Origin of the sequence: Halomonas sp. KG2 (assembly GCA_030440445.1) — a bacterium.
Taxonomy (GTDB): domain Bacteria; phylum Pseudomonadota; class Gammaproteobacteria; order Pseudomonadales; family Halomonadaceae; genus Vreelandella.
The window spans coordinates 2300504-2326403 of the sequence record CP098528.1 but is presented as its reverse complement, the minus strand read 5'-3'; the positions used below and the strand labels follow the sequence as shown (position 1 = coordinate 2326403).

Sequence of the window (25900 nt, the reverse complement as noted above, 5' to 3'; positions counted from 1 at the left end):
ATTAAGCTGACTAGTTCGATCCATGATAGCACAGCTTAAATAGTCTCAAAGGGGGGTGCGCGGCACTCTGCCACAGCAGGGTTAGGTGCGTTAAAATAACGGGATGTGGTGTTTTTTATTGTGCAAAAGTTGTTTAGCGTATATTTTTTGTACATGATTGGCGCACAGCTCTCAGCTATTGATAGATAGCAATATTTCGCTGTTGATTACACGCTCTAGTGGTCCAGGCGTTTTTCAGTGGCTAGCACGTACAGTTTTGATGAGGCTTCAAATGACCGACGACATTGCTCAACACTACCGCCACATTATCGCCGCAATTGGCGAAAATCCTGACCGTGAAGGACTGCGCGATACGCCAAAAAGAGCCGCAAAAGCAATGCAGTTCTTAAATGCTGGCTACCAGCAATCACTTGAGGAGATTGTTAATGGCGCGGTATTTGAGTCACAAACAGATGAAATGGTCCTTGTAAAAGACATTGAACTGTACTCCATGTGCGAGCACCACTTGCTTCCCTTTATTGGCAAATGTCATATCGCCTATCTGCCTAGTGGAAAAGTACTAGGGCTTTCGAAGTTTGCCCGTATTGTTGATATGTATGCTAGGCGTATGCAAATTCAAGAGAACTTGACGCGTGAAATTGCCGAGGCAGTGCAGCAAGTTACCCAATCAAGAGGTGTCGCTGTGGTGATTGAGGCACGCCATCTTTGCATGATGATGCGCGGTGTGGAAAAGCAAAATTCAAGCATGACATCTTCTGTGATGCTGGGGAGTTTTCGCAGCAACCAAGCAACGCGGCAGGAATTCTTAACGTTAATCAGTTGAAATATTGGCTAAGAATCTTTGGCAGATTTCATTGCAAAGATTTGGTTAAACACGCGGTTTCGTCTTAGCATGAACAGGTCAATGAGCCCGTGAGGCCAATATTTGGTCAGGAGTCTGTCATGGAAGCGCTGAAAGAAACACAGCTGTATTGCCCGTTTGCCTATATCGATGGTAGCTGGGTAGCCGCCGACAGCGGTGAGCAAATTAATGTCTTAAACCCTGCAACGGGTGAGTCCGTGGGCGATATGCCACGACTGGGTAAAGTTGAGACTGAGCGCGCTATCGATGCGGCGGATGCCGCGTTACCCGCTTGGCGTGCGTTGACCGCTCAAGAACGCGCTGATCTGCTGCTGAAGTGGCATGATCTCATGCTAGAGCATAAACATGATCTCGCCTTGCTCATGACCTACGAGCAAGGCAAACCAGTAAAAGAGGCAGAGGGCGAAATTGTCTATGCCGCTAGTTTTTTACGTTGGTTTGCGGAAGAAGCGCGCCGTGTTTATGGCGAGACTATTCCCGCCGCTAAATCAAACCAGCGTATTGTAGTGACAAAACAGCCTGTCGGTGTTGTGGGGGCTATTACCCCCTGGAATTTTCCGGCTGCGATGATCACGCGTAAAGCAGGCGCCGCGTTAGCCGCGGGCTGTACAATTGTCGTTAAGCCGGCAAGCCAAACGCCATTTTCTGCAACGGCTCTTGCTATGTTGGCGGAAAGAGCAGGTATTCCCCGTGGCGTGTTCAATGTGGTGCCTGGCAGTGCTGCAGATATTGCCAGTGCACTTACTCAGTCACCCAAAGTGCGCAAAATCACCTTTACGGGGTCTACAGAAGTTGGCCGCAAGCTCATGGCGCAGGCGGCCGAGCATGTGCAAAAAATATCCCTTGAGCTGGGGGGCAATGCGCCCTTTATCGTGTTTGAAGATGCAGACCTTGATGCCGCTGTAGAAGGCGCCATGGCCGCGAAGTTTCGTAATGCTGGTCAAACATGCGTATGCACTAACCGGTTTTTGGTGCAGTCTAGCGTTATTAACGCCTTCTGTGAGAAGTTGGCGGTTGCTATGAATAGTGAGCTGTACGTTGGTAATGGTACCGAGCCCAATATTAACATCGGCCCGTTGATTGACGGTGAGGCGGTCAAAAAGGTCAGTGAGCATGTGCAGGATGCGGTCGATAATGGGGCTGAGCTGCTGCTCGGTGGTCATCCGCACCCACTCGGTGGAAACTTCTTTACTCCGACGCTGATTAGCTTCGCAACAGATAAGATGAAGGTGGCTCACGAAGAAACCTTTGGCCCTCTGGCGGCGGTTTTTCCCTTCGATGAAGAGGAAACTGCTATCGAGATGGCTAATGACACCGAGTATGGTTTAGCCTCCTATTTCTACTCACAAGATCTGGGTCGCGTTTGGCGCGTCGCTGATGCACTTGAGTATGGCATGGTGGGCATTAACACCGGCCTTATTTCTAATGCGGCCGCTCCTTTTGGTGGCGTTAAAGCGTCCGGCCTTGGGCGTGAAGGTGGGCATCAAGGTTTGGAAGAGTACCTTGAGACAAAATATCTGTGTATTGATCTAGGTTAAGCACAGGCGCAAGTTCTATAAATAAACAGTGCTATAAATAAACAGCGCTATCAACAAGCAGGCCCCCATCGGAAATCCGTTGGGGGCCTGATTTTATGGCAAGACGAGGCGATTAATGGCGGAAGTGGCGCATGCCAGTAAATACCATGGCAATGCCCGCTTCGTTAGCGGCATCAATGACTTCCTGATCACGCATGGAACCGCCGGGTTGAATAACGGCAGTAATACCTGCGGCTGCGGCGGCATCAATACCATCGCGGAAAGGGAAGAATGCATCTGACGCCATTACCGAGCCTGGCACTGAAAGACCTTCATCTGCCGCTTTAATGCCAGCAATTTTCGCTGAGTAAACGCGGCTCATTTGGCCTGCGCCAACACCCACTGTTTGACCCTTTTTGGCGTATACAATCGCATTCGATTTAACGAATTTAGCGACTCGCCAAGCAAAACCCAGGTCGCGAAGTTCTTGTTCTGTTGGAACGCGTTCGCTAACCACGGTCAGCTCTTCGCGGGTTACCATGCCCTGGTCGCGCTCTTGTACCAACAGTCCGCCGTTAACACGTTTAAAGTCAAACGCAGGCTGTGTTTCGCCAGGCCAGTGGGCACTGACATCAAGCAGACGTACATTCTGCTTCTCTGCCACGATAGCAACTGCCTCATTACTCACGCCGGGTGCGATAATAACTTCAACAAACTGGCGATCAATAATTGCCCGAGCGGTTTCAGCATCTAGCGCTACGTTAAACGCAATAATGCCGCCAAAAGCGCTGGTCGGATCGGTAGCAAAGGCTTTGTCATATGCCTCAAGTGCAGTAGCGCCAATGGCTACACCGCAAGGGTTGGCATGTTTGACGATGACACAAGCAGTTTCATCAAACGCTTTAACGCACTCAAATGCTGCATCTGTGTCAGCCACGTTATTGAAGGAGAGTGGCTTACCTTGCAGAGTTTTTGCAGTGGCGACGCTCGGTTCGCTTGCTTGGGGATCCACGTAAAAAGCAGCTTGCTGATGCGGGTTTTCGCCGTATCGCATGTCCTGCTTTTTGTCTAATTGCAGGTTGAAAGTGCGAGCAAAGGTTGCGTTTTCGCTAGTCACTTTACGGCCAAGGTAATTGGCAATGGCGCCATCATAACCGGCGGTGTGTTCAAATGCTTTCACGGCCAGATCAAAGCGGGTAGCGGCGCTCACTTGACCGTCTTGCGCAGCCAGCTCTCCCAGTACCCGAGCATAGTCATCAGCATTTACCACGATGGTGGTATAGGCGTGATTTTTTGCGCATGCGCGCACCATGGTCGGTCCGCCGATATCGATATTTTCGATGGCGTCTTCCAATGTGCAGTCTGGGTTGGCGACAGTGGCAGCAAATGGATAAAGATTAACGACGACCATGTCGATGGGGGTGATGTCGTTCTCTGCCATCACAGCATCATCCTGACCGCGGCGTGCCAGAATTCCACCATGGATTTTGGGGTGCAGTGTTTTTACACGGCCATCCATGATTTCAGGAAAACCAGTGTGCTCAGAGACTTCTTTAACAGGAACAGAATTTTCCTGAAGCAGTCGGAAGGTTCCGCCAGTTGAAAGAAGTTCTACGCCGTGTTGGCTTAAACCGCGGGCGAATTCAACAATGCCGGTTTTATCGGATACGCTCAAAAGGGCGCGACGGACGGGGGTAGCAGTACTATCAGCCATTAGAGTGCTCGTGTGCAGAGTCAAGGAATTAACATCGAAAATTACAAACGACAACGCCCCTTATGGGGCGTCACCTTCAATCAATCCATAGAGCTTAAGTTTTTTGCGCAATGTGCCACGGTTTAAGCCCAATACATCCGCGGCTCGGGTCTGGTTGCCTTCAGTATGTTCCATTACGCAGCTAAGTAGCGGCGCTTCTACTTCGGCCATCACCATCGCATAAAGATCAGTTGCCTGGCTGCCATCGAGATGCTCGAAGTAACGGCGTATCGCCGTCTCAACCGCTTCTCTAAGTGGTTGGGGCGGTACGCTCGCGGCGGGGTCCGCCAGAGTGCCTGAGAGACGGTGAGAGAGCTCGTTCGAAAGCAGGTCGCGTTCAGTCATGCAGCATGGCTTCCTTTAGCTAGCAGACGCTCTGCAGCGTCTTGCGTCATGGCATCATTAATCCAATCAAATTGCGATGCTGGGGTGGCAAGCGCATTAAATTGCTGCTTCAGCAGATAATACTGTTTGTCGTTGAAGCGCGGGTCTTCATTCAAGTACCAACCGAGGTGTTTACGCGCTATGCGAACACCCATTGTATCGCCGTAAAACGTGTGCAGAGCTTGTAAGTGCTCATTGAGAACATTGCGGCGCTCATCAAGAGTCGGGGGTGTTAGCAGTTCTCCATGGGCAAGATAGTGGGTAATCTGCTCGAATATCCATGGGTTGCCTTGCGCTCCGCGGCCAATCATTACTGCATCGGCACCTGTATATGACAAGACCTCTTTGGCCTTTTGAGGGCTGGTAATATCCCCATTGGCGATAACCGGTATCGTCAGGTGCGATTTTATGTCAGCGATAGTGTCGTACTCAGCCCATCCAGTATAGCGCTGCTCTCGATGACGTCCATGTACCGCTAAGGCTTGGATGCCAGCGGATTCCGCGAGTTTAGCAATGCGTAGGCCATTGTTAGCTTCAGCAGACCAGCCTGTGCGGATTTTTAAGGTAACGGGAATATCAACGGCTTTTACAACGGCGTCCAGAATTTCGGCTACTAGGGCTTCATCACGCATTAGGGCAGAACCAGCAGCCTTATTGCAGACCTTTTTAGCCGGGCATCCCATGTTGATATCAATCACCTGGGCGCCTAGTTCGGCGTTAAGGCGCGCAGCATTGGCAAGCATTTCAGCATCACCCCCGGCAATTTGTACAACCCGTGGGTCGGGCTCGCCTTGGTGGTCCATGCGTAGCTTGGACTTCCGGGTATGCCAAAGAGAGGGGTCGGCTGTCACCATTTCGCCGACCACCCATCCAGCACCTAAACGCCTACAAAGTTGGCGAAACGGGCGGTCGGTAACGCCAGCCATCGGCGCCAAGATAACTTGGTTGGGTAACTGGTGAGGCCCTATCATTGGTGGCTGAAAGTTTTGTGTGGTCATTGTGCTGCGCTGTCGATACAGATAAAAATCGCCGAGTAGGCGTTTCAAGGGGGCGTATGATACGCCTACTCGGCGATGGGGTGAAGGCCGTTGGCTAGATTAAACAGCGCGGTAGCCTGATAAGCGAACCCACCCTTCACGAATAGTGGGCTCTTCCATTGTCAAACCCTGGGCTTCGTAGGCCTGCAAGACCTCATTCGCTTGGTTCGCTAAAATGCCAGACAATGCTATGTGTCCGCCGGGCGCGACATGGCCCGCAATCATTGGGGCTAATTCAACTAATGGTCCCGCTAAAATATTGGCGGTGACAACTGGGTAGTGGCCGTCGATCAGCTGTTCAGGATAGTAAAGGGACAATTGTGCGTCGCTAATCTGATTGCGCGCTGCGTTGTCACGGCTTGCCTGAAGTGCCTGTGGATCTATATCAGTAGCATCGGCGTGGGATGCACCTAACTTTAGTGCGGCAATGGCAAGAATGCCTGAGCCGCAGCCCACATCCAGGACGATTTTATCTTCCAACTTGCCGCTAACCGCAAGGCTATCCAGCCACTCCAGGCAAAGAGCCGTCGTGGGATGGGTGCCAGTGCCAAAGGCAAGGCCTGGGTCGAGAATGAGATTGACGGCATTTGCTTCTGGTGGCTCATGCCAGCTCGGTACGATCCATAGTCGTTGGCCCATTCGCAACGGCGTAAAGTCATCCATCCACTCTCTTTCCCAGTCTCTATCGGCTAAGAGTTCATACTCAATCGCTGGGCAGGGTTCGCCGGGGACTTGCTCAGACCAGGCGGCTTGAATGCGCTCAAGCATGGCTTCAACGCCATCTAAGTCATCATATAGGCCAGTGAGAATGGTATCTTGCCAAAGCGGGGTAGTGCCTCGCTCGGGCTCGAAGACAGGATCGTCGTGGGCGTCTTGAAGACCAATGGCCGTCGCGCCTTCCTCTAACAGTAGATCTTCGAGTAGTTCGGCTTGTTCTGGAGCAACGTGGGCTTTGAGTTGGAGCCAGGGCATTAGCAATCTCCACTGCGTACGTGCATTCACGCAAAGGTAAAACAATAACGGGGTGGCTATGGCCACCCCGTTGAGCATTATTAGCTATCCATATCGCTTTTACAGCTATTAGCTACTGAGTTTCTTTTCAAGATAGTGAATATTGACGCCGCCTTGGCGGAAATAACTATCCCTCACCAAATCTTTTTGCAGGTCAATATTGGTCTTGATCCCCTCGACCAACAGCTCATCTAGGGCGTTGCGCATACGCGTCAGGGCAATCTCGCGATCAGCTCCCCAGGTGATTAGCTTGCCGATCAGTGAGTCATAATGAGGCGGTACGGTGTAGCCAGTGTACAGATGAGAGTCCATACGCACGCCAAGGCCACCCGGGGCATGGAACAGGGTGACTTTGCCCGGAGAGGGCATAAACGTACGCGAGTCTTCCGCATTGATCCTGCACTCGAACGCATGGCCATTGATCTTTACGTCTTCTTGACGAATCGAAAGTGGCAGGCCGGAGGCAATGCGCAACTGTTCCTTAACGATATCTACGCCTGTGACCATCTCGGTGACAGGGTGCTCTACCTGTACACGGGTATTCATTTCAATAAAGAAGAAATCACCGTCTTCGTACAGAAACTCAAAGGTGCCCGCGCCACGATAGTTAATTTCGAGGCACGCTTGGCGGCATGCTTCTAGTACCTTTGCACGCGCTTCCGGATCGATTCCTGGAGCAGGCGCTTCTTCCAGAACCTTTTGGTGACGACGCTGTAAAGAACAGTCGCGATCGTAAAGGTGGATAGCATTGCCTTGGCCGTCAGCCAGCACCTGGACTTCAACATGGCGGGGTTTCTCAAGGAATTTTTCCATGTAAACCGTGCCATCGCCGAACGCTGAGTGCGCCTCAGTGCGGGTGACAGTAATGGCTGAAAGCAGATGGCCTTCCGTGTGCACCACCCGCATGCCGCGGCCACCACCGCCTGCAGCCGCTTTGATAATTACCGGATAGCCAATGCGGCGTGCAGTGGCTAGGTTGGTGGCTTCATCGTCACCTAACGGGCCGTCTGAGCCAGGCACAGTAGGAACGCCAGCAATCTTCATTGCTTCAATGGCACTAACTTTATCACCCATCAGGCGGATAGTTTCCGCGCGCGGGCCAATAAAGGTAAAGCCAGAGCGCTCAACCTGCTCAGCAAAATTAGCGTTTTCCGAGAGAAAGCCGTAACCAGGATGAATGGCGCTTGAATCTGTCACTTCAGCAGCGCTTATTAATGCAGGAATATTCAAGTACGACTGCGCTGAGGAAGCGGGGCCGATGCATACCGCTTCGTCGGCCAAGCGAACATGCATCAATTCACGGTCGGCTTTGGAGTGAACCGCAACGGTTTTAATCCCTAGCTCTTTACAGGCCCGGAGAATACGAAGGGCAATCTCGCCGCGGTTTGCGATAAGTACCTTGTCCAGCATGGGAGAATCCACCCGTGTTGTTGTGAAAGATTAAGCGATGACGATCATAGGTTGATCGAATTCCACCGGCTCTCCGTCTTCCACTAGGATGGCCTCGACGACGCCGTCGCGATCGGCTTCAATTTGATTCATCATTTTCATTGCTTCAACGATACATACCGTATCGCCTTGCTTAACCGTATCGCCAACTTCCACAAACGATTTTGCGCCCGGTGCTGGGCTACGGTAGAACGTGCCTACCATGGGTGAATTAACCGCTTCACCTTGATAGCTTACGCCTTGGGGCTCTGCCTCAGCAGCCGGAGCGCTGGGTTGAGTGGGCGCCTGCTGCATAGGCGGCATTTGAGCGTACTGTGGCATCGGCTGAGGCTGCCATGTCGCACCATTCGGATGGCGGCTGATGCGGACGGACTCTTCGCCTTCCTGAATTTCGATTTCGCTAATGTTTGATTCTTCGAGGAGTTCAATCAGTTTTTTAACTTTACGAATATCCATACCTGTTGCCCCAAAAGTGATGAAAGTTAATCACAATGCAGTTGAGGGTGTCGTATCGCCAGCTGCATTGAGCGCCGTTACAGCGCAGTAAACCTTGCTTGAAAATGAACAGAACGCTGCACGATCTTGAACGTTACCCGGTGCTAAGTCCTAAAAAATGAGGATTTTAGCAGATATGGCTGCGAAGTTTGCCGAAAAAGTACGGGCATGTCTAGTGGAGGTCGGCATAAGCTCGCTGCTGGTTATTTAAACAACCGTTTGACGACGTTCGCGACACAAGGTGACCATAGGCTTAAGCTTAGCCTTGTTGCCAGCGCCGTAACGCTTCCAGGTGTTGTACCAGCTGGGTAGCCGTTATTTCACCTTGAATGCGCGCATCTCGCACTTCTTCGCCCTGGCTAAAAAAAAGCAGGCTTGGTGGGCCGAATAAGTTAAATCGGTTTAGCAGTTCCCGACTTTGAGCATCTGTCTTGGTGACATCGACCTCAATCAGGCGGAAATCGTTCAATGCAGCGATCACATTGGAGTCTGGAAAAACATCGCGCTCCATTAGCTTGCAGGAGATGCACCAGTCAGCAGTGAAATTAACAAAGGCAGGCTGTTGGGCACTCGCGGCTTCAGAGAGTGCCGTTTCAAGTGCGCTCAGTTCATCAACTTGCTGAAAAGCAAGCGTTGCTTGCGGCGTGCCGCTGTCCGTTGAGGAGCTGGATGCCGTTAAGGGGCGCAATGGGTTGCTGCCGCCCTGAGCAGCGCCAATGACAAGAGCAATGCCCCATGCCAGTAGCATCAGCCCTAATGTTTGTCGTGCTTTAGGCCAACCTTGTGGCTGATTCATATTTAAGGCGCCCAGCATGAGTGCGCTACCTATGGCCAGCGCTGCCCAGAGTAAAAGCGCCATCGAAGGCGGCACTAATCGCTCAACCATCCAAATGGCAACGCCCAGTAACAGCAATCCAAAAGCAATTTTAACGCCGTTCATCCAAGCGCCTGAGCGGGGTAGCAGCGTTGCCCCAAAGGTACCCACTAATAGCAGTGGCACACCCATGCCTAGGCCTAGTGCAAATAAAACAGCTCCGCCCATGGCAGCGTTTCCTGTCGAGGAAATAAACACTAACGCACCGGCAAGTGGAGCCGTTACACAGGGGGAAACCACTAATACTGATAGAGCGCCTGCGAGGGCTAGGCCTGCAGGACCGCTTTGCTGTGCACGTGCTTGCCAGCCGTCAATTTTAGCGGCCAGTCGCGGCGAAACTCTTAAATCAAACGCCCCGAACATAGCTAAGGCAAATAGCGTAAATAGAACAGCAAAGGTAACTAGCACCGGCGCTGATTGCAGGTGGGCCTGAAGATTTAAGCCTGCGCCAAACAGACCCATCAACACACCGACTAACGCGTAGGTTGATGCCATGCCCAAAACATAGCTGGCTGAGAGTACAAACGCTCGGGGCCGAGTTGGTTTTTGTCCTACGATAATTGAAGACAAAATAGGCACCATCGGTAGTACGCAGGGCGTGAAAGTAAGGCCCAGTCCAGCGATAAAAAATAACCCTAAGGCAAGAGGGAGGCTGGCGCTGCCGAGCAATGCGCTAAAGCGGCTGTCTTCGCTTTGTGGGGCTGAAAATTCAGTGTTGCTATTTGTGCCCGCGGTTTGACTAATTTGCTGGTCATCGCTGCCTTTAGCGCCTGACAGTGCTTGATCTGCAGCGTCCCAGTCAGCAAAGGCCGTGGGGGGAGATGACTCTGAGGCGTCAAGCGATACGGTTTCCGGCGGATAGCAAAGGCCTGCGTCGGCACAGCCTTGGAACGTCAGTTCAATATTGATCGGGCCGCTATAGGAAGGGGTAAATGGGGTTTCAAAGACTAATCGGTCGCGAAAAACATACACATCGCCCATGAATTCATCAGTTGTGAATGTTCCTTGCGGAAGTAGCGGTTCATCAAGGGAGACAGCGTCCGTTGTGCTGCTAATGCTAAATTGGTGGCGGTATAAATAATAGTCGTCCGCAATATCGATACCAATATAAATGGCGCTGCCGTCATGCCAAGCGGTAGGCTGAAAGGCTTCTAGAACAGGTAAAAAATCGCTTTGATTACTGGAAGAGGAAAACCACTGGGCGTGGGCTAGCAGAGGAAGCCAGCAGAGTAACAGTAACAGACTTAAACGCTTAAAAGACAACACGAAGTATCCTTACGCAGACGTATCAGGGGAATTTTGAAATAGCATATCCTACCTTGTGATGTCAGCGTAGATGCTGCGGTGACGTGACGCGCTTCTTCATGCTCCGTTAATGTTAAAAGCTGAGGTTTCAGGATTAAATGGCCGATAACAGAAAAGGCTGCCACATGGGCAGCCTTTAAGAGGGAGCGCGGTCTGGCGTTATTGCTCAACCCGATAGGTTAAGCTTTTTGGTAAGCCGCGACTGATTTTTCAATCGCTTTGCGTGCCGCTTCAACACCTTCCCAAGACTCTACTTTCACCCACTTACCTTTTTCGAGGTCTTTATAGTTCTCGAAAAAGTGAGCGATTTGCTGACGTAGCAGTTCAGGAAGATCAGTCACTTCTTGAACATCATCATACAGAGTGCTCAGCTTGGGATGCGGGACGCATACCAATTTTGCATCTTCGCCTGCTTCGTCGGTCATATTCAAAATGCCAACAGGGCGAGCGCGAATGATGCTGCCCGGAGCCACAGGGTGGGGGGTAACTACCAAGGCATCCAGCGGGTCGCCATCATCGGCCAGGGTGTGGGGAATAAAGCCGTAGTTAGCCGGATAGAACATGGGGGTTGCCATGAAGCGGTCAACCAGAAGGGCACCCATATCTTTATCGATTTCATACTTAATCGGCGCGTGATTAGCGGGAATTTCAATCGCCACGTAAATATCGTTGGGCAGATCCTTTCCAGCGGGGATGTTATCGAAGTTCATCGTTTATTCCTTGGCTTGGCTTATTTAGTGCGAAGGCTAAGCAGTTGATGCATTGCATTAATGGCGGAGAATTATACGAAGTTGGCTAGTGGATTACCAATGCGACATAGGTGTGTGCCGCTAACAATGACGATGAATCCAAAAATAAGCGTCGTTTTTCGCTATCACGACGTTTGGCGGGCATCGCTTCCCTTGATCAGCGTGTATCATAACCGCTGTGTGGTTCCCATGAAGAGCCTAAAGCCTAGGAGGATGAGTTGGCGCACGCCCAGTTACTAATTAGTTATGGCCAAGCCTTTGTGGCTCCTGATCGGCGTCTACACCGTAGCTCTATGTCGGTGCGGTTGCCTGATGCGCAGCTGTTGAAAGTAAAAGGGGGTTGCGCAGTTATTAGTGACTCGATTTCTCGTAACACCTTGGCTAAACAGGCAGGTGATTTAAGTGTTCGCGGTTTTTTGGCTGACTATTACTCGACGCCTGACCACTGGGACACGAAAACGTCGGCCACCCGGGTACTTCGTGCTCTCAATGGTTGGTGCTACAGCCAAAGCAAGCATGTTAAAGAAGGAAGCTTCGTATCTTCGCTATCCGCGATGGTCTTTCGTGAGCGTGAAGCGCACCTATTTCATATGGGGGATACGTTAGTTTTTCGATTGCGAGGCGCTGAGTTCGAGCAGCTAACCCGCGACCACGTGACCGATATTGGCGGCTATCGTTACCCCTCACGTGCTTTGGGGATGGATGGAAGTGTCGATATCGACTATACCCATCTACCGCTTAAACAGGGCGACTTTTTTGTTTTCACTACTCAGGGCGTCCGTGGCACCTTAATGCCATCTGATTATGTTCGTCTGATCCGCCAAAATGCCAGTGATCTAGACGCAGCCTGTGAGTGCCTGGCGAGCGAAGCAAAGCAGCGTGCCCAAGATAGGGGGTATGGAGGTGATCAATTTTGCTTCCAACTGCTGCGTATTGATGAGCTGCCGGAAGAGTCTGAAGATCACCCAGGGCTTATTTATGGTGACCTGCCTATTCCCCCCGAGCTGACGCCAGGAGAGCGATTTGATGGGCTTGAAGTGCTGTCGGTGCTGTCACGTAATGCGCAATCTAGAGTTTATCGTGTCCGTGATGTGCATTCAGAGCGTGAAATGGTGATGAAAGCACCCAGCCCAGAACTCTCTTTGCGTAATGCCTATCTGGAACATTTTTTACTGCAGCAATGGGTGGTAGAGCGTGTAAATTCGCCCTTTGTCGTTAAAGTAATGCAGTCGTCACGACCACGCCGTTACCTTTATTACTTAATGCAGCACGTTGAAGGTGAAACGCTCCGCCAGTGGGCAGAAAGGCACCCACAAGCGAGTTTGGTGCAGCGCCTGGATATCGCTAATCAACTGGGTAAAGCGGTTCAAGCGTTGCATCATCGCGATATCATTCATCAGCAAATTACCCCGGATAATGTGCTGATCGACCCCCACGGCAAACTCGTGTTGGCAGATTTCAGCGCCTGCCACATGCGCGAGGTGGATGGCCATCGCCACTCGGGCGAGCTACTCCGCCAAATTGGTTTTAATGAACACACGGCCCCTGAGTACGCACTGGGTGATAGCGTAGGTCGGCGTAGTGACCAGTATTCATTAGCATCAACGGTCTATTGGTTGCTGACAGGGGCATTGCCTTATACGTTGACGCCTAATCGACTGCGCAGCCACACCGATCTTGAAGAGCTCAGCTACCGTAGTGCCCGAACAACCAATCCAGAAATATCGACGGAGCTTGATGACGCTTTACGCCGTGCGCTAGATCCTCAGCGCGCACTACGTTTTAGACGGCTCTCCGAATTTCTGCATGCCTTAAGAGTCCCGTTGGGGCGCGTGCCCAGCCGTGAGGAGCCTCGCCAAGAGTCACGGCGTTTTTGGCAGGGGGTGGCGGGTATTCTGCTGCTCTTATTGGTGCTTTCCTGGTTATTGCGCTAAAAGCTTAAAGCTGCTCAATTAATAAACGCTAACCATAAAAAAACGGGGCGATGAATGATTTCATCGCCCCGTTTTTATAACACGCTAACTATTTACAGCGTGAATTTAGGCAGTTTTTGTTCCACTTTTGCGAGCTTTAGCTTAGCTACTTTAGGCAGACCGTTTTCAAACGGAGGGAAATCCTCACCCTGGATGAGCGGAGAGAGATAGGCTCGGCAGGCGGGTGTAATCGCAAAACCATTTTCGCTAATAAAATCCCGTGGCATGAATTTTTCTTGGTTAGCCACTTGTGACAGCGGCGCCGAGATGACATCCCACTGATAGGGGTCCTGTGAAATACGGCGTACGGCGGGCATCATGGCATTTTTGCCTGCAAGTGCTAATGTTACCGCCTCGCGGCCCACTGCATAGGCTTGTTCAACGTCGGTTTTAGAAGCCAAGTGGCGCGCTGCACGCTGTAAGTAATCAGCAACTGCCCAGTGGTATTTATAACCCAGGTCTTGCTTCACCATCCCTGCCAGCGTTGGTGCTACGCCGCCTAGTTGGCGGTGCCCAAAGGCATCTGTATTGCCCGCATCGGCAAGGAAAGTGCCATCTTCATAGCGTGCGCCTTCTGAGACAACGATGACGCAATAACCGTACTTCTGAACGCACTCTTCAACGCGCGCCATGACCGCTTTACGGTCAAACGATACTTCAGGAAAGATAATCAGGTGAGGCGGTTCGCCTTCGCCTTCTCCCGCTAAACCGCCCGCTGCTGCAATCCAGCCAGCATGACGACCCATCACTTCAAGGACGAATACCTTAGTGGATGTGGCGCACATAGACGCGATATCCAGCGATGCTTCACGGGTAGAGGTGGCAATATATTTGGCAACGCTACCAAATCCCGGGCTGTTATCAGTAATAGGCAGATCGTTATCAACGGTTTTCGGCACATGAATCGCGGTTAGCGGGTAGCCTAGCTTTTCAGACAGTTGGGACACTTTAAGGCAGGTGTCTGCGCTATCACCGCCGCCATTGTAGAAGAAGTAGCGAATATCGTGGGCTTTGAAGACTTCGATTAAGCGTTCGTATTGAGCACGGTGGGTATCAATATCTTTCAGCTTATAGCGGCAGGAACCAAAGGCACCGCCAGGCGTATGGCGCAAGGCAGCAATCGATTCATCGCTCTCTTGTGTCACATCGATGAGATCTTCCGTTAAGGCACCGATAATGCCGTTATGACCGGCATATACCTTGCCAATCTGGTCGGGCGCTTGTCTGCAAGCTTCGATAACGCCGCAGGCGCTGGCATTGATGACGGCGGTAACGCCACCGGACTGGGCGTAAAAGGCATTATGCTGGGCCATGGAAACGTCTCATCTCCTGAAAACGGGTAGTTAAAACAAGTAGTCAAGCAAAGGGAAACGACGCCCCTTTGCTTGTTTTCATAATCGTGCATTAAGCAGCGCGCACTAATGGCACGCATACCACTAATGACACGCTTACGTAGAAATATCGTGCAAACGCTTGGCCTGCAGCCGCGAAGTTTAGCGCAAAGCCACTGTGGGTGCATCTTGGAGGCTCATTACTCGCTGTCGTCTAGTTCCTGTTCCTGCTGAGCCAGCCGCCAGCCGCCTAAGTCTTTATAGCGGTTAACCATCGCACAGAAGAGTTCTGCTGTGCGCTCGGTATCGTAGCGTGCCGAGTGGGCGGACTTGTTATCAAACTCGATACCTGCCGCTCGACACGCACGAGCAAGCACTGTTTGGCCGTACACAAAACCTGCCAGGGTTGCTGTGTCAAAGCTGGAAAAAGGGTGAAACGGATTCCGTTTTACGCTGCAGCGGTTCGCCGCCGCATTTAGGAAGCCATGATCAAAGGCAGCATTATGACCAACCAATATTGCCCGTGAGCACCCATGTGCCTTGATTGATTTGCGGATGGGGCGAAAAATTTCACCTAGCGCTTCAGATTCGCTTAGCGCCACTTGGCGACGCAGTGGGTCATCTAGATTAATGCCGGTGAAATCAAGGGCAGATTGCTCAACGTTCGCGCCTTCAAACGGATGAATGTGATACGCGTAAGTGGCGTCGGGTAATAAATTACCGTCAGGGTCCATGGTGAGCGTCACGGCAGCAATTTCGAGTACTGCGTCACTTTGGGCGTTAAACCCACCCGTTTCTAAATCAATGACAACCGGCAGATAACTGCGAAAACGCTGGGCCATCAATTCGCGGGCAAATGCCTCGCTCATGCAGCTCTCCTTAGTAAAGCGAGTAAGTAGTTAGAATAAGCGGTTAAAGCAACCCCTTTGTTGGCTATGATTCTAGCAGCTTTACCCCTTAGGCGTCGTTGACGGTATTCGCTGAGCATTGAGAGCGCTATACTCGTAGTTTATGTTATTGCACTGCGCTCAGCGCGGTGTCGTTGGGTGAACTACTTTTCATGAACAAGGAGCAAAGAATGTCCGATGTCAAAAAGGTTGTGCTGGCGTATTCAGGCGGCCTGGACACATCCGTTATCGTTAAGTGGTTGCAAGAGACCTACAACTGCGAGGTAGTGACCTTTACAGCCGACATCGGTCAAGGTGAAGAAGTCGAGCCCGCACGCGCTAAGGCTCAAGCACTGGGTGTTAAAGAGATCTATATCGAAGATCTGCGCGAGGAATTTGTTCGCGATTATGTATTCCCAATGTTCCGAGCGAACACCATCTATGAAGGCGAGTATCTGCTCGGCACTTCTATCGCTCGTCCGTTGATTGCTAAGCGCTTGATTGAAATTGCTAATGAGACGGGCGCTGATGCCATTTCTCACGGTGCAACGGGGAAAGGTAACGATCAGGTTCGTTTTGAACTGGGTGGCTACGCACTCAAGCCTGGCGTAAAGGTTATTGCGCCCTGGCGCGAGTGGGATCTCACGTCGCGTGAGAAGTTGATGGCCTACTGCGAAGAGCACAATATTCCCGTTGATTTTTCTAATAAAAAGAAAAAATCACCGTACTCCATGGATGCCAACCTGCTGCACATTTCTTATGAAGGCGGCATTCTGGAAGACCCATGGGCCGAAGCAGAAGAGGACATGTGGCGTTGGAGTGTTTCTCCTGAAGCAGCACCTGAGCAGCCGACTTATGTAGAGCTGACGTTTGAGAATGGCGATATCGTCGCTATTGATGGTGAAGCGCTTAAGCCTCATGAAGTGCTTGAAAAACTTAACAAACTAGGTGGCGATAATGGTATTGGCCGCCTGGATATCGTTGAAAACCGTTATGTCGGTATGAAGTCCCGTGGCTGCTATGAAACACCAGGGGGCACGATCATGCTGCGTGCTCACCGCGCCATTGAGTCGCTGACGCTTGACCGTGAAGAAGCGCACTTGAAAGATCAACTAATGCCTAAATACGCTGAAGTGATCTACAACGGTTATTGGTGGAGCCCAGAGCGTCGTATGCTACAAGCGGCGATCGACGAAACACAGAAAAACGTCGCGGGCGTTGTTCGCATGAAGCTCTATAAAGGCAATGCAACGGTTGTAGGGCGTAAGTCTGAGCAGTCGTTGTTTGATGAGTCGATTGCAACGTTTGAAGACGATGCGGGCGCGTACGATCAAAAAGACGCAGAAGGCTTTATTAAGCTGAATGCATTGCGTCTACGGATTGCTGCCGGTAAAGGTCGTCAACAGAGCTAAGCATGCTAAGCGGTCAGACTAAGTCTGGCCGCTTTTATTGCGAAGGAGTCCGAATGTTTAAAAAACTATTTTCTGGCCTGTTGGGTGGCGCGGGGGCTGGCGCCTCGGAAGGAGGCACCAAAGCGGCCGAGCCAGTTGAATATAAAGAGTATTTAATTGTGTCTCAGCCTGATAACCAAAGCGGACAATTTCGCGTTAGCGGTTGGATCCGTAAGTTGGATGGCGAGGGCGTTACTCACGAGCACCGCTTTGAACGCTCTGACATGCTGCCAGGTCGTGAAGCCTGTGATGCGATGATGGTCGCTAAAGCGCAGCGCTTTATTGATGAAGTGGGTGAGGAGATGTTTACGGCTGATCCTCGTAATGCTAGTGAAGCCTAGCAAGCTTTTCGTTTAGTTGAGGAGCGGAGTATGCACATGATATACCGCGCTTCCCCTTGGCGCTCCTTGGTATGTCATCATGGCTCATTGGATATCTCGGCGCTAAGTGCTCCACTTCGCGATTTTTACACGAATACCTCTCTATTTAATCCATCCTTATCTGACGCCTATGCCGCACAGCTCTCTTTTGTTGAGACATTGCTGCGTTATGACTTGCCTGCTTGGCGTATTAGCGAACTCATTAGCGACCACATCGCTTGGCTTTATCGTCAATCGATTGCCGCCGCGCTAGATGAGATGCAGGCGCAAGGGTGGGGGAAGCCGCCGGTGGATTACTGTGTTGTTACGCTCGGCTCGGCGGCACGCTTTGAAAGCTTGCTGGGCCCTGACCAGGACAATGCGCTGATTATTGACGACTATCCTGACACTCGACACGTTGAAATTGATGGCTACTTTCAGGCGTTAGGCGAACGTTTTACACAACGCTTAGATGAAGCGGGCATTCCGCTTTGCCGTGGCCATGTCATGGCGCGTTGGCCAATGTGGCGCAAGCGCTTGAGCGAATGGCAGCAGCAATTTGTAATTTGGAGTTCGGATCGTCAGGTTAAGCGGGTACAGCAAACCAATATATGGCTCGATTTTTATCCTGTGGCAGGGAACCCTGAGCTCGCACAAACGTTAGGCCAACGGGTGCGTTCAACTCTCTCAAGCGCGTCTTTGTTCATGAATGAAATGGCGGCGTTGTTAGATGAGCTGCCGGTGGCGCTTGACCGGTTTGGTCGCATTGCTTCACATCCTGGGCTAGCGGCTCCCTATGACCAAGCAATCGATCTTAAGCGACAAGGATTGATGCCTCTAATAAGCGCTGCTCGATTGCTCTGTGTGCGCTACCAGCGAAGTGAGATAGGCACACGTGAACGGTTAACGGCACTCGCCCATTTCACTCGTGCATTGACGAAGGAGCAGGCGAACTTACTGATAGCCGCTTTTAAGCGTATGCAGCACTTGCTTTTAGAGCAGCAACGCCACAATAAGTCCCATGAGCAGACAGCCGACGGCTGGGTGGACCTGCGACGTCTTCATGATGATGAGCGGCTACTGCTGAAATTTGATTTACAGCAAATCAAAGCGTTTGTTAACCAAGTAAAGCGCTTATAACGGCTATTCCCCCGTAAGCTGCGAAGAGTTATCTAGAGTTGACTCCTTAGGGGCTGCCGGCAGCTCTAGGGTTAAGCATGCGCCACCCAGCGTTTTAGCATCTTCCACCCAAAGTCTTCCACCAAGGTGAGCAATAATGCCTCGACTGATAGGCAAGCCAAGGCCGCTACCTTTGGGGCGTCCGCGCGGCGTCTCGCCGCTTTGCTGTATTTGATGAAATTTCTCAAACACGCGTTCACGTTCGTCAGCGCTGATACCTGGTCCGTTATCTTCAACGCTTAAACGAAAATGATTGCGGTGCCGATAAAGTGCCAGCCGCACTTGAGGCTGCTGGCGGTCAGCAAACTTACTGGCGTTATCGAGCAGGTTAATAATGACTTGCTCCAAGCGGTCTTGGTCACCGACCACCATGGCGGGGTCAGCCGCTAAACTGATATCCAGGGTAATACCTCGATCTTCATGTAAGCGGGCAACCGCATCGATGCTCTGCCTCGCTAGGGCAGCTAGGTCGAGGGGAACAGGATGAAGCGTCAGGCGACCGCTTTCTAAGCGCGCAAGGTCAAGAATTTCTTCGATTAAACGCGAAAGACGCTGGCTCTCATGGACAATAACGCCCAGAAAATGTTGGCGTTTTTCATCGGGTAGTTGATCGCTATCGCGTAATATTTCGGCAAACGCGCGTATCGAGGTTAGCGGGGTTCGAAGCTCATGACTTACCATGGCGACAAACTCGTCCTTCAAGCGGTCAAGCTCGCGCAGCTGTTCATTGGCACTGCGTAGCTCGTCACTGACGGCGACTAACTGTTGTGATTTTTGCTCTAGCCGACGGTTGTACTCCAGGGTTTGTGACGTGGTGTCTAAAATACTCAAAATCGACTCAAGATCCAGTGCTTCTCCGCGTACCACTGAATTGATCAGTACGCGCGCTGATGCACTGCCAAGTGAGCCTGCCAGCGCCTGCTCTGAACGGGTAATTAGATCGGCTGTTGCCGGTTCGTCTGAGCGGTAGTCGCTTTTATTAATGCTTTGGTTAAACACCCGATGGGTGACTTGATTGCCAAGGTAGCGAATAAGTAATTCTTTTAAGGCGCCTTGAGTCGTCTGTCCTCTCCATAACGAGGTCGTTTGCAAGTTAGGGTGTAAGGCGCCAGTGAAAAGGGCGGCTTGGGTTTGCTCAAGTGGCGTAGGGCGGCTAAAAAGTGACACGCCAATCAGTAAGCCAACATTTGCCAGCATACTCCACAGCAGTGCGTGGGAGTAAATATCCCAATCTTCCAGGCCAAATAAGTGGTAAGGCATCAGCCATGCAATGCCCCATGGCCCCTGAGTTAGAAATGTTGCATCTAACCAACCGGATTGGGCAAAACCCGGCAGCAGTAACGTATAGCACCAGACTAAAAAGCCTGCGATTAAGCCAGCGGTAGCTCCTTGGCGAGTTGCGCCACGCCAGTAAAGGCCAATCAGCAGGGCTGGGGCAAATTGTGCGACTCCAGCAAAGGAGACAAGCCCGATAGTGACAAGGCTGTAAGAGTCACCAATCAGCGCATGATATAGATAGCCAAGCAGTAGAATCAGCACAATGGCAATTCGTCGAATGCCCAACAGCCAACCTGCCAACTCGCCGGACGTGCTCAGGTGAAGGCGTTGTGTTCTTAGCAGTAAGGGCATAATGAGCTGGTTACTCACCATGGTAGAAAGAGCAATCGTTTCAACAATCACCATGCCGGTAGCTGCTGAAAGACCGCCTATAAATACCAGCAAGGGTAATCCTTCAAGCCCTGCAGAAAGGGGCAGTGTCAGCACAAAACTATCGGAATCACCCGCGCCAGCACCTAACAGAAGGCCAGCAAAGGCGATAGGAATAACAAACAGGTTGATGAGCAACATATAAAGCGGAAATAACCAGCTCGCCCTGGCTAAATGCTGTTCATCGACGTTTTCGACAACCAACACCTGGAACTGACGAGGCAGGGTTAAAAAAGCCAGAAAGGCGAGTATTAGCATTCCGACCCAGCCAGTGGCAACGCCTGGTACGCTTTCCAACCCCATTTTGTCCGCTATTTCTGGCATCGTGGCGACGCTGGCGAATAGCGCGCTGGGGCCTTCATACAACACAAACACTACAAAAATACCGACGGCCATAAACGCAATTAGCTTCACCAGTGATTCCAAGGCAATAGCAGCGACCATTCCCTCATGTCGTTCACTGGCATCGAGATGGCGGGTGCCGAAAAGAATAATAAATACCGCAAGCACTAAGGCGACCCAAAGCGATTTGTCTAGCCAGAAACGCTCATCAACCAGGGTGGCATCCGCGGTATTGGGATAGTTCACCAGTACCGCATGGCTAACGGTGATCGCTTTTAACTGCAGTGCAATGTAGGGCGTTATACAAATGAGGGCCATTAATGCAACGAGTGCGCCTAAGCTGGTGCTTTTGCCATAACGAGCACTAATAAAATCAGCAATAGAAGTGATGCGCTGACGGGATGCGATGCGCACCATTTTGCGAATGACGACAGGGGCGAGAAGCATCGCCAGGGTTGGGCCAAGATAGATAAGCAGAAAGCTGGGGCCATGGTCTGCTGCGCGTCCCACGCTGCCATAGAACGTCCATGCGGTGCAGTAAACGGCAATTGATAGCGCATATACCGTAGGCGAGCCAATTAATGATCGGCCCTGCTCGGCACGTCGGTCCCCCCACGCGGCGACGACAAACAGCAGCGCCAAATAGCCAAATGCCGTTCCTAGAATCACTGCATCTGTACGCATGATCAGCGTCCCGAACGTTGTTCCATTAACCAGGCGGTGAGGCCAATTATCGCGCCCCAAGCAATAAACAGATAAAGCGGTAACCAGCTCATGCTCAAAGAGGTGAGCCGGTCAACCATGATAATCAGCGGGGGGCTGAAGAGCAGTATTGCTAGGGCGAATAAGGCTATTAAACGCTCGATTTGCCGTGAGCCTGGATGTTTCATGAGGCGCTGGCATCCTGGCGATCAAACGCGTTGGCCTGCAGCGCCAACAGCTGCTCTAACGTGTCCACGCCACGTGCTTCAAGCCGGGGTAACAACGCTAGCCATAACTCAGCGGTTACACGGGCGTCCCCAAGCGCCGTGTGGCGAGTGCCTGGTGGGAACGTCAGGTCGTAGCGTTGTGCCAGCGTATCTAAATCATGCCCATCTAACGCTTCGTCTAATGCCCTTGAGATTAATAAGGTATCGATGACAGGCAAGTCAAAGACAACCCCTTTGTTAGTAATGGCGAGCATATCAAACGCGGCATTATGGGCTAATAAAACCGCTTCACCGACGTAATCGCGAAAGCGCGTTAGGACAATATCAAGGGGCGGTGCACCGGCCACATCAGCATCTGTCAATCCGTGTATGGCTGTACTGGCAGGGGGGATTGGACGTTTCGGATCGACTTTTTGATCAAAGACCTCGCTAGCCAACAGCCGCGCATTGACCACCCGACAAGCCCCCAGGCTAATCACCGTATCCCCTCGGCGTAGCTCTAGGCCGGTGGTTTCGGTATCAAACGCAACCACTTCTAGGCTACGTAATGTGCGGTTCGCCAATTCCTCATCGGGTGGCGGCAGGTCAGCGATGCCGAAATCATGGAACTCTGGTCGCGGAGGTGCGGTTTCTCGAGGCGCTCCAACGCGCTCCATAGCTGGTAGCGGCAGGCGCAGGCGCGCATGAATAGCATCATCGTCAGCAAGGCTCCAAATGTCGCTCGCATGCTGGCGCAGTACGTCAGACACCAGCGGATTAAGCGGTAGCGATGGCAGGGGCTGGCGACGCCATTTCGCTAGTTCATGCTCTGGCAAGGGGCTGCCTTGCCAAATTAAGTCCAAATAAACCCGCTTGTTGCCAAGGCATATCTCACCTTCAAAATGGCTAACCGGCAGGTGAGAGTTAAGATGCTTCACTAAGGAATCAAACAGAACAATCAGCGCCGGTGCGTCGCCTTTAAACCAGGCAGGCATGCCAACAGGGGTGATGAGTCGATGCGCTGGATCTAAGCGTTCATCCAGGGCTTGCCAGAAGTCATTCGACCACATGGGAGTCAAGCGCTCACCTTGATGTTGCAAATCATCCAATAGCTGCCCGATTTGGCCAACATTATCACCCAGGGTGGCGCCTTCCTCTTGGATTACCTGCTCGAACCGCTGACGTAACATAGGGTTCTCCGCACCGTTATGGCGCAGTTGTATCAGTGCATCCGCTGCACTGGTCAGGCTTGCCGTATGTTGGCGTAGTAGGGGTAGCTTGGTGGCGAGTTCTGCTCTAACCCCCATTTCATTTGACCAGGACGCGGTTGCATCGCTAAACGTTAGTAGTGTTTCTCCATCACTGCCAGGAACTCGACGTAGCACGACCTTTAACCAGCGGTTATCACAGGGGGCAAGCAGTTCGCGGGGCGAACCATCCGCGGGAAGTTGGCTAAGCGCTTGTTGCAGGCTGGCAACGGGCAGCAGCGCCTCTAAGCGTTTACCCAAGCCCAACGCCGTATTATCGACAAAGAAATCTTCCGCGGCCTGGTTGAATAGCATCAAACGGCGGTGGTGGTCACATAGTAATAAGGGGGTTTCGAGTACTTGCAGCAGCGTTTCTAATTCGCGACGTATTTTTGCGGCGCTACGTGCGCCATCGGCATGAGCCGTAGCTAATTGATTGCGGTCAATGCGCCAACTCTCACGCACCCTTCGTAGGTCAGGGCCAAGCCCTTTCAGCCAGCCTTCTGGCGGGTGTTCATCACGAGCATCTGGGTTTGCCACTAATCTGGCCAGCTGAACCTGTAAATGGCGTAGAGGGGTGAACAGCATGCGTTCTAGTAGCAGGCCAACTAAAAATATCGTCGCACCGCCGGAAAAACTGCCCAACCAGAGCGCGACACGGGTAGGGCCAGTAGGCGAAAGCTGAGCATCCAGCCACGCCGCAAAAATAGCGCCCCCCAGCAAACTGATACCACTTAGCAGCAGCCATAGGCCAATGAGTCGCTGACGTTTAGGGAGCCCGTCACGGGTCATTGTGGGTTACCATTGAGCAGTGATTTAACTTTTTCAATTAGCGACTGGGTCGAAAACGGTTTGGTGATGTAGTCATCAGCCCCTAGCGCTAAACCTTTCTCGCGTTCGATATCTCGCCCATGGGCGGTCAGCATAATGACCGGTAGTTGGGCCGTCGCTTCTGAACGACGAAGATGCTCTAGAACATCAAAACCGCTGATTCCGGGCAGGCTGATATCTAGCAGTAGCAGGTCGGGGGCGGAATCGTTGATACGTTCGAGTGCGGCTTCTCCGTCGTAGGCGGTGACAACTTGAAAGCCTGCCTGCTCCATTAAAAATTCCAGAGACAGTACAATATTGGGCTCGTCGTCGACCACGAGTACTTTGGCCATGATGCCCTCCCTAAAGGGGTCGTTGTTAGGTGTTTGATTAGAGTGTATGTAGCGCGACAGGTTAGGCCAAGACGACCTTGGCCGAATGCTCGTCATGTCTCTCATCAAGTGGCTGCTGTTTACTTCGCTTAGTGGGCTTTTTATTAAGGTGTTTATGCGCGTTTTATTATTGTCTGCTTATGAAGCTGTTAGTCATCGCTATTGGGCACAAAGTCTGATGGCCGAAGTAAATGATGTCTCTTGGACGTTGCTTAGCTTGCCACCACGCCATTTCTCGTGGCGAATTCGCGGTAACCCATTGAGTTGGTGGTTAAAAGAGTACGAGACACTGAGTGAATCCTATGAGGTTGTGTTAGCCACTTCGATGGTCGATATTGCCACGCTGGTTGGCTTATTCCCTCATTTAGGGCGTGCCAGAAAGATTGTTTACTTTCATGAAAACCAGTTTGCCTACCCAGAGTCTAGCGATCAAATTCCCCAGGTAGAGGCCAAAATGGTCAATTTGTACGCGGCGTTGGCGGCGGATACGTTGGTGTTTAATACCGCTTACAACCGCGACTCTTTTTTCGACGGCGCGCGGCGGCTGTTAAAAAAAATGCCTGAAAATCTGCCAGCAGCTAAGCCGTTAGAGCGCTTACGCCAACACGCAAAAGTGTTGCCCGTGCCAATAATGCCATCAGGTAAAGCTTCCCCAACTAACGCACACCCACGGCGGATTATCTGGAATCATCGCTGGGAGTACGATAAAAATCCCGAGGATTTCTTTGCAGTGCTGTTCAAGCTGAGTGAGCAGCAGGTTCCTTTTGAGCTTGCGGTGCTTGGGCAGCGCTTTCGGGATGTGCCTGCCATTTTTGATGAGGCAGAAGAACGTTTGGCGGCGCACACGATTTGCTGGGGGCCACAGCCAGAAGCGGAGTACCGAGCGTTGCTAACGGGCGGTGGTATTGTGGTCTCCACCACGTGGCATGAGTTTCAGGGGTTAGCCATTATGGAAGCCGCCCAGCGCGGGGCGATTCCGCTAGTACCCAACAGGCTGTGTTTCCCCGAACTCTATCCTAACAATTATCGCTTTGATGGCACGCAAGAGGGGCTTTACCAACGACTGCACGCTTGGTTAACCGACCCCGCTAGCCAACCCGCACTGTTGAATACCCAGCAGTGGCAGTGGCCCGAATGGCGTCGCGCTTACCGTGCGCTTTTGATGGGGCACTGATCACGGAATTGTTGGCCGAGCCCCCGCCTTGCTCACGTTAACAACCAATGGGCTTAAGCAAGTTCGGTTTTGTCTTTATAGTCGCACAGGTCTTCAACAATGCAGCTGCCGCAGCGTGGTTTGCGGGCAATGCAGGTATAGCGCCCATGAAGAATCAGCCAGTGGTGGGCGTCCTGTTTAAATGCGTTGGGAACATGGCGTAGTAGCTTTTGCTCAACCTCAACGACATCTTTGCCTTTGGCGATACCCGTGCGGTTAGAAACTCGAAAAATGTGCGTGTCTACGGCGATGGTGGGTTGACCAAACGCGGTGTTTAGAATCACATTAGCGGTTTTTCTGCCTACCCCCGGCAAGGCTTCCAGCGCTTTGCGTGTTTCAGGCACCTCGCCGCCATGTTGATTGATCAGCAAGTGACAGGTTTTCATCAGGTTTTCGGCTTTAGTGTTAAACAGCCCGATGGTTTTGATGTAACTCTTTAGCCCATCGATACCCAGGTCAATAATCCCTTGCGGCGTATTAGCCACAGGGAACAGCTTATCAGTGGCCTTGTTAACACCAACGTCCGTCGCTTGAGCAGACAGCAGCACCGCGGCTAGCAGCTCAAAGGGCGTGCTCCAGTTTAGCTCAGTCGTGGGATGGGGGTTCTCCGCCTGTAGGCGAGCAAAAATTTCATGACGCTTTTGGGCATTCATCGGATGCTCTCT

Annotated in this window: 22 protein-coding genes; 7 read left to right on the top strand and 15 right to left on the bottom strand. The window is 51.8% G+C overall.

Annotated elements, in window-relative coordinates; translation table 11 throughout:
* Positions 1 to 271: 271 nt before the first annotated feature.
* Positions 272 to 823, top strand: coding sequence for a GTP cyclohydrolase I FolE (gene folE, locus NDQ72_10835; GenBank protein ID WKD26571.1), 552 nt, complete (start codon positions 272 to 274; stop codon positions 821 to 823).
* Between the two features lie 119 nt (positions 824 to 942).
* On the top strand, positions 943 to 2400 hold the full coding sequence (locus NDQ72_10830) for an NAD-dependent succinate-semialdehyde dehydrogenase (GenBank protein ID WKD26570.1): 1458 nt from the start codon (positions 943 to 945) through the stop codon (positions 2398 to 2400).
* Positions 2401 to 2512: 112 nt separating this feature from the next.
* On the opposite strand, the gene purH is transcribed toward NDQ72_10830, so the two are convergent.
* The 8 genes from purH to ppa all read right to left on the bottom strand — a co-directional run bounded on the left by purH (position 2513) and on the right by ppa (position 11397).
* Positions 2513 to 4093, bottom strand: coding sequence for a bifunctional phosphoribosylaminoimidazolecarboxamide formyltransferase/IMP cyclohydrolase (gene purH, locus NDQ72_10825; protein WKD26569.1), 1581 nt, complete (start codon positions 4091 to 4093; stop codon positions 2513 to 2515).
* Positions 4094 to 4153: 60 nt separating this feature from the next.
* The gene (gene fis / locus NDQ72_10820) at positions 4154 to 4477 is read right to left on the bottom strand and encodes a DNA-binding transcriptional regulator Fis (protein WKD26568.1); all 324 of its coding nucleotides are present in this window, start codon (positions 4475 to 4477) and stop codon (positions 4154 to 4156) included.
* A complete protein-coding gene (gene dusB, locus NDQ72_10815) occupies positions 4474 to 5514 on the bottom strand; it encodes a tRNA dihydrouridine synthase DusB (GenBank protein ID WKD26567.1) in 1041 nt (346 codons plus the stop codon). The genes fis and dusB overlap by 4 nt, the downstream gene beginning before the upstream one ends.
* A 99-nt stretch (positions 5515 to 5613) precedes the next feature.
* Positions 5614 to 6525: a 50S ribosomal protein L11 methyltransferase gene (prmA, locus tag NDQ72_10810; protein WKD26566.1), complete on the bottom strand. Its 912-nt coding sequence runs from the start codon at positions 6523 to 6525 to the stop codon at positions 5614 to 5616.
* Positions 6526 to 6633: 108 nt separating this feature from the next.
* Positions 6634 to 7974 (bottom strand): acetyl-CoA carboxylase biotin carboxylase subunit, encoded by a 1341-nt coding sequence (accC, locus tag NDQ72_10805; protein ID WKD26565.1) that lies wholly within the window; start codon positions 7972 to 7974, stop codon positions 6634 to 6636.
* 30 nt (positions 7975 to 8004) lie between these two features.
* Positions 8005 to 8469, bottom strand: coding sequence for an acetyl-CoA carboxylase biotin carboxyl carrier protein (gene accB / locus NDQ72_10800; protein WKD26564.1), 465 nt, complete (start codon positions 8467 to 8469; stop codon positions 8005 to 8007).
* 298 nt (positions 8470 to 8767) lie between these two features.
* The gene (dsbD, locus tag NDQ72_10795; protein ID WKD26563.1) at positions 8768 to 10648 is read right to left on the bottom strand and encodes a protein-disulfide reductase DsbD; all 1881 of its coding nucleotides are present in this window, start codon (positions 10646 to 10648) and stop codon (positions 8768 to 8770) included.
* A gap of 218 nt (positions 10649 to 10866) precedes the next feature.
* Positions 10867 to 11397: an inorganic diphosphatase gene (gene ppa / locus NDQ72_10790; GenBank protein ID WKD26562.1), complete on the bottom strand. Its 531-nt coding sequence runs from the start codon at positions 11395 to 11397 to the stop codon at positions 10867 to 10869.
* A gap of 257 nt (positions 11398 to 11654) precedes the next feature.
* Here ppa and NDQ72_10785 point away from each other — a divergent pair, with 257 nt between their 5' ends.
* Complete coding sequence (locus NDQ72_10785; GenBank protein ID WKD26561.1) at positions 11655 to 13370, top strand: bifunctional serine/threonine-protein phosphatase/kinase; 1716 nt, start codon at positions 11655 to 11657, stop codon at positions 13368 to 13370.
* A 92-nt stretch (positions 13371 to 13462) separates the two neighbouring features.
* Here the strand turns inward: NDQ72_10785 and NDQ72_10780 are convergent, their stop codons facing one another.
* Together NDQ72_10780 and rnt are read right to left on the bottom strand one after the other, a co-directional pair.
* The gene (locus NDQ72_10780; protein WKD26560.1) at positions 13463 to 14722 is read right to left on the bottom strand and encodes a 6-phosphofructokinase; all 1260 of its coding nucleotides are present in this window, start codon (positions 14720 to 14722) and stop codon (positions 13463 to 13465) included.
* A 218-nt stretch (positions 14723 to 14940) separates the two neighbouring features.
* Complete coding sequence (rnt, locus tag NDQ72_10775) at positions 14941 to 15609, bottom strand: ribonuclease T (protein WKD26559.1); 669 nt, start codon at positions 15607 to 15609, stop codon at positions 14941 to 14943.
* A 209-nt stretch (positions 15610 to 15818) separates the two neighbouring features.
* Between rnt and NDQ72_10770 the strand changes: the two genes are divergently transcribed.
* Genes NDQ72_10770 through NDQ72_10760 form a run of 3 tightly spaced genes read left to right on the top strand, consistent with a single transcriptional unit; the run spans position 15819 to position 18577 of the window.
* A complete protein-coding gene (locus NDQ72_10770) occupies positions 15819 to 17039 on the top strand; it encodes an argininosuccinate synthase (protein ID WKD26558.1) in 1221 nt (406 codons plus the stop codon).
* Between the two features lie 53 nt (positions 17040 to 17092).
* Positions 17093 to 17419 carry an HlyU family transcriptional regulator gene (locus NDQ72_10765; GenBank protein ID WKD26557.1) on the top strand — a complete coding sequence of 109 codons (327 nt, stop codon included), beginning with the start codon at positions 17093 to 17095 and terminating at the stop codon, positions 17417 to 17419.
* A 30-nt stretch (positions 17420 to 17449) separates the two neighbouring features.
* The gene (locus NDQ72_10760) at positions 17450 to 18577 is read left to right on the top strand and encodes a DUF294 nucleotidyltransferase-like domain-containing protein (GenBank protein ID WKD26556.1); all 1128 of its coding nucleotides are present in this window, start codon (positions 17450 to 17452) and stop codon (positions 18575 to 18577) included.
* Positions 18578 to 18580: 3 nt separating this feature from the next.
* Here the strand turns inward: NDQ72_10760 and NDQ72_10755 are convergent, their stop codons facing one another.
* From NDQ72_10755 to NDQ72_10740, 4 genes are read right to left on the bottom strand one after another with little or no spacing between them, the layout of a single operon-like run.
* Positions 18581 to 21349, bottom strand: a complete 2769-nt coding sequence (locus NDQ72_10755) for a sensor histidine kinase (GenBank protein WKD26555.1) — start codon at positions 21347 to 21349, stop codon at positions 18581 to 18583.
* A 2-nt stretch (positions 21350 to 21351) separates the two neighbouring features.
* A complete protein-coding gene (locus NDQ72_10750; GenBank protein ID WKD26554.1) occupies positions 21352 to 21555 on the bottom strand; it encodes an alkaline shock response membrane anchor protein AmaP in 204 nt (67 codons plus the stop codon).
* Positions 21552 to 23612 (bottom strand): 3'-5' exonuclease, encoded by a 2061-nt coding sequence (locus NDQ72_10745; protein WKD26553.1) that lies wholly within the window; start codon positions 23610 to 23612, stop codon positions 21552 to 21554. The genes NDQ72_10750 and NDQ72_10745 overlap by 4 nt, the downstream gene beginning before the upstream one ends.
* The gene (locus NDQ72_10740; protein WKD26552.1) at positions 23609 to 23983 is read right to left on the bottom strand and encodes a response regulator; all 375 of its coding nucleotides are present in this window, start codon (positions 23981 to 23983) and stop codon (positions 23609 to 23611) included. Before NDQ72_10740 ends, NDQ72_10745 begins: the two co-directional genes overlap by 4 nt.
* Before the next feature lie 154 nt (positions 23984 to 24137).
* Between NDQ72_10740 and NDQ72_10735 the strand changes: the two genes are divergently transcribed.
* Positions 24138 to 25196 carry a DUF3524 domain-containing protein gene (locus tag NDQ72_10735; GenBank protein WKD30382.1) on the top strand — a complete coding sequence of 353 codons (1059 nt, stop codon included), beginning with the start codon at positions 24138 to 24140 and terminating at the stop codon, positions 25194 to 25196.
* Between the two features lie 53 nt (positions 25197 to 25249).
* Here the strand turns inward: NDQ72_10735 and nth are convergent, their stop codons facing one another.
* The gene (gene nth / locus NDQ72_10730) at positions 25250 to 25888 is read right to left on the bottom strand and encodes an endonuclease III (protein WKD26551.1); all 639 of its coding nucleotides are present in this window, start codon (positions 25886 to 25888) and stop codon (positions 25250 to 25252) included.
* Positions 25889 to 25900 lie beyond the last annotated feature (12 nt).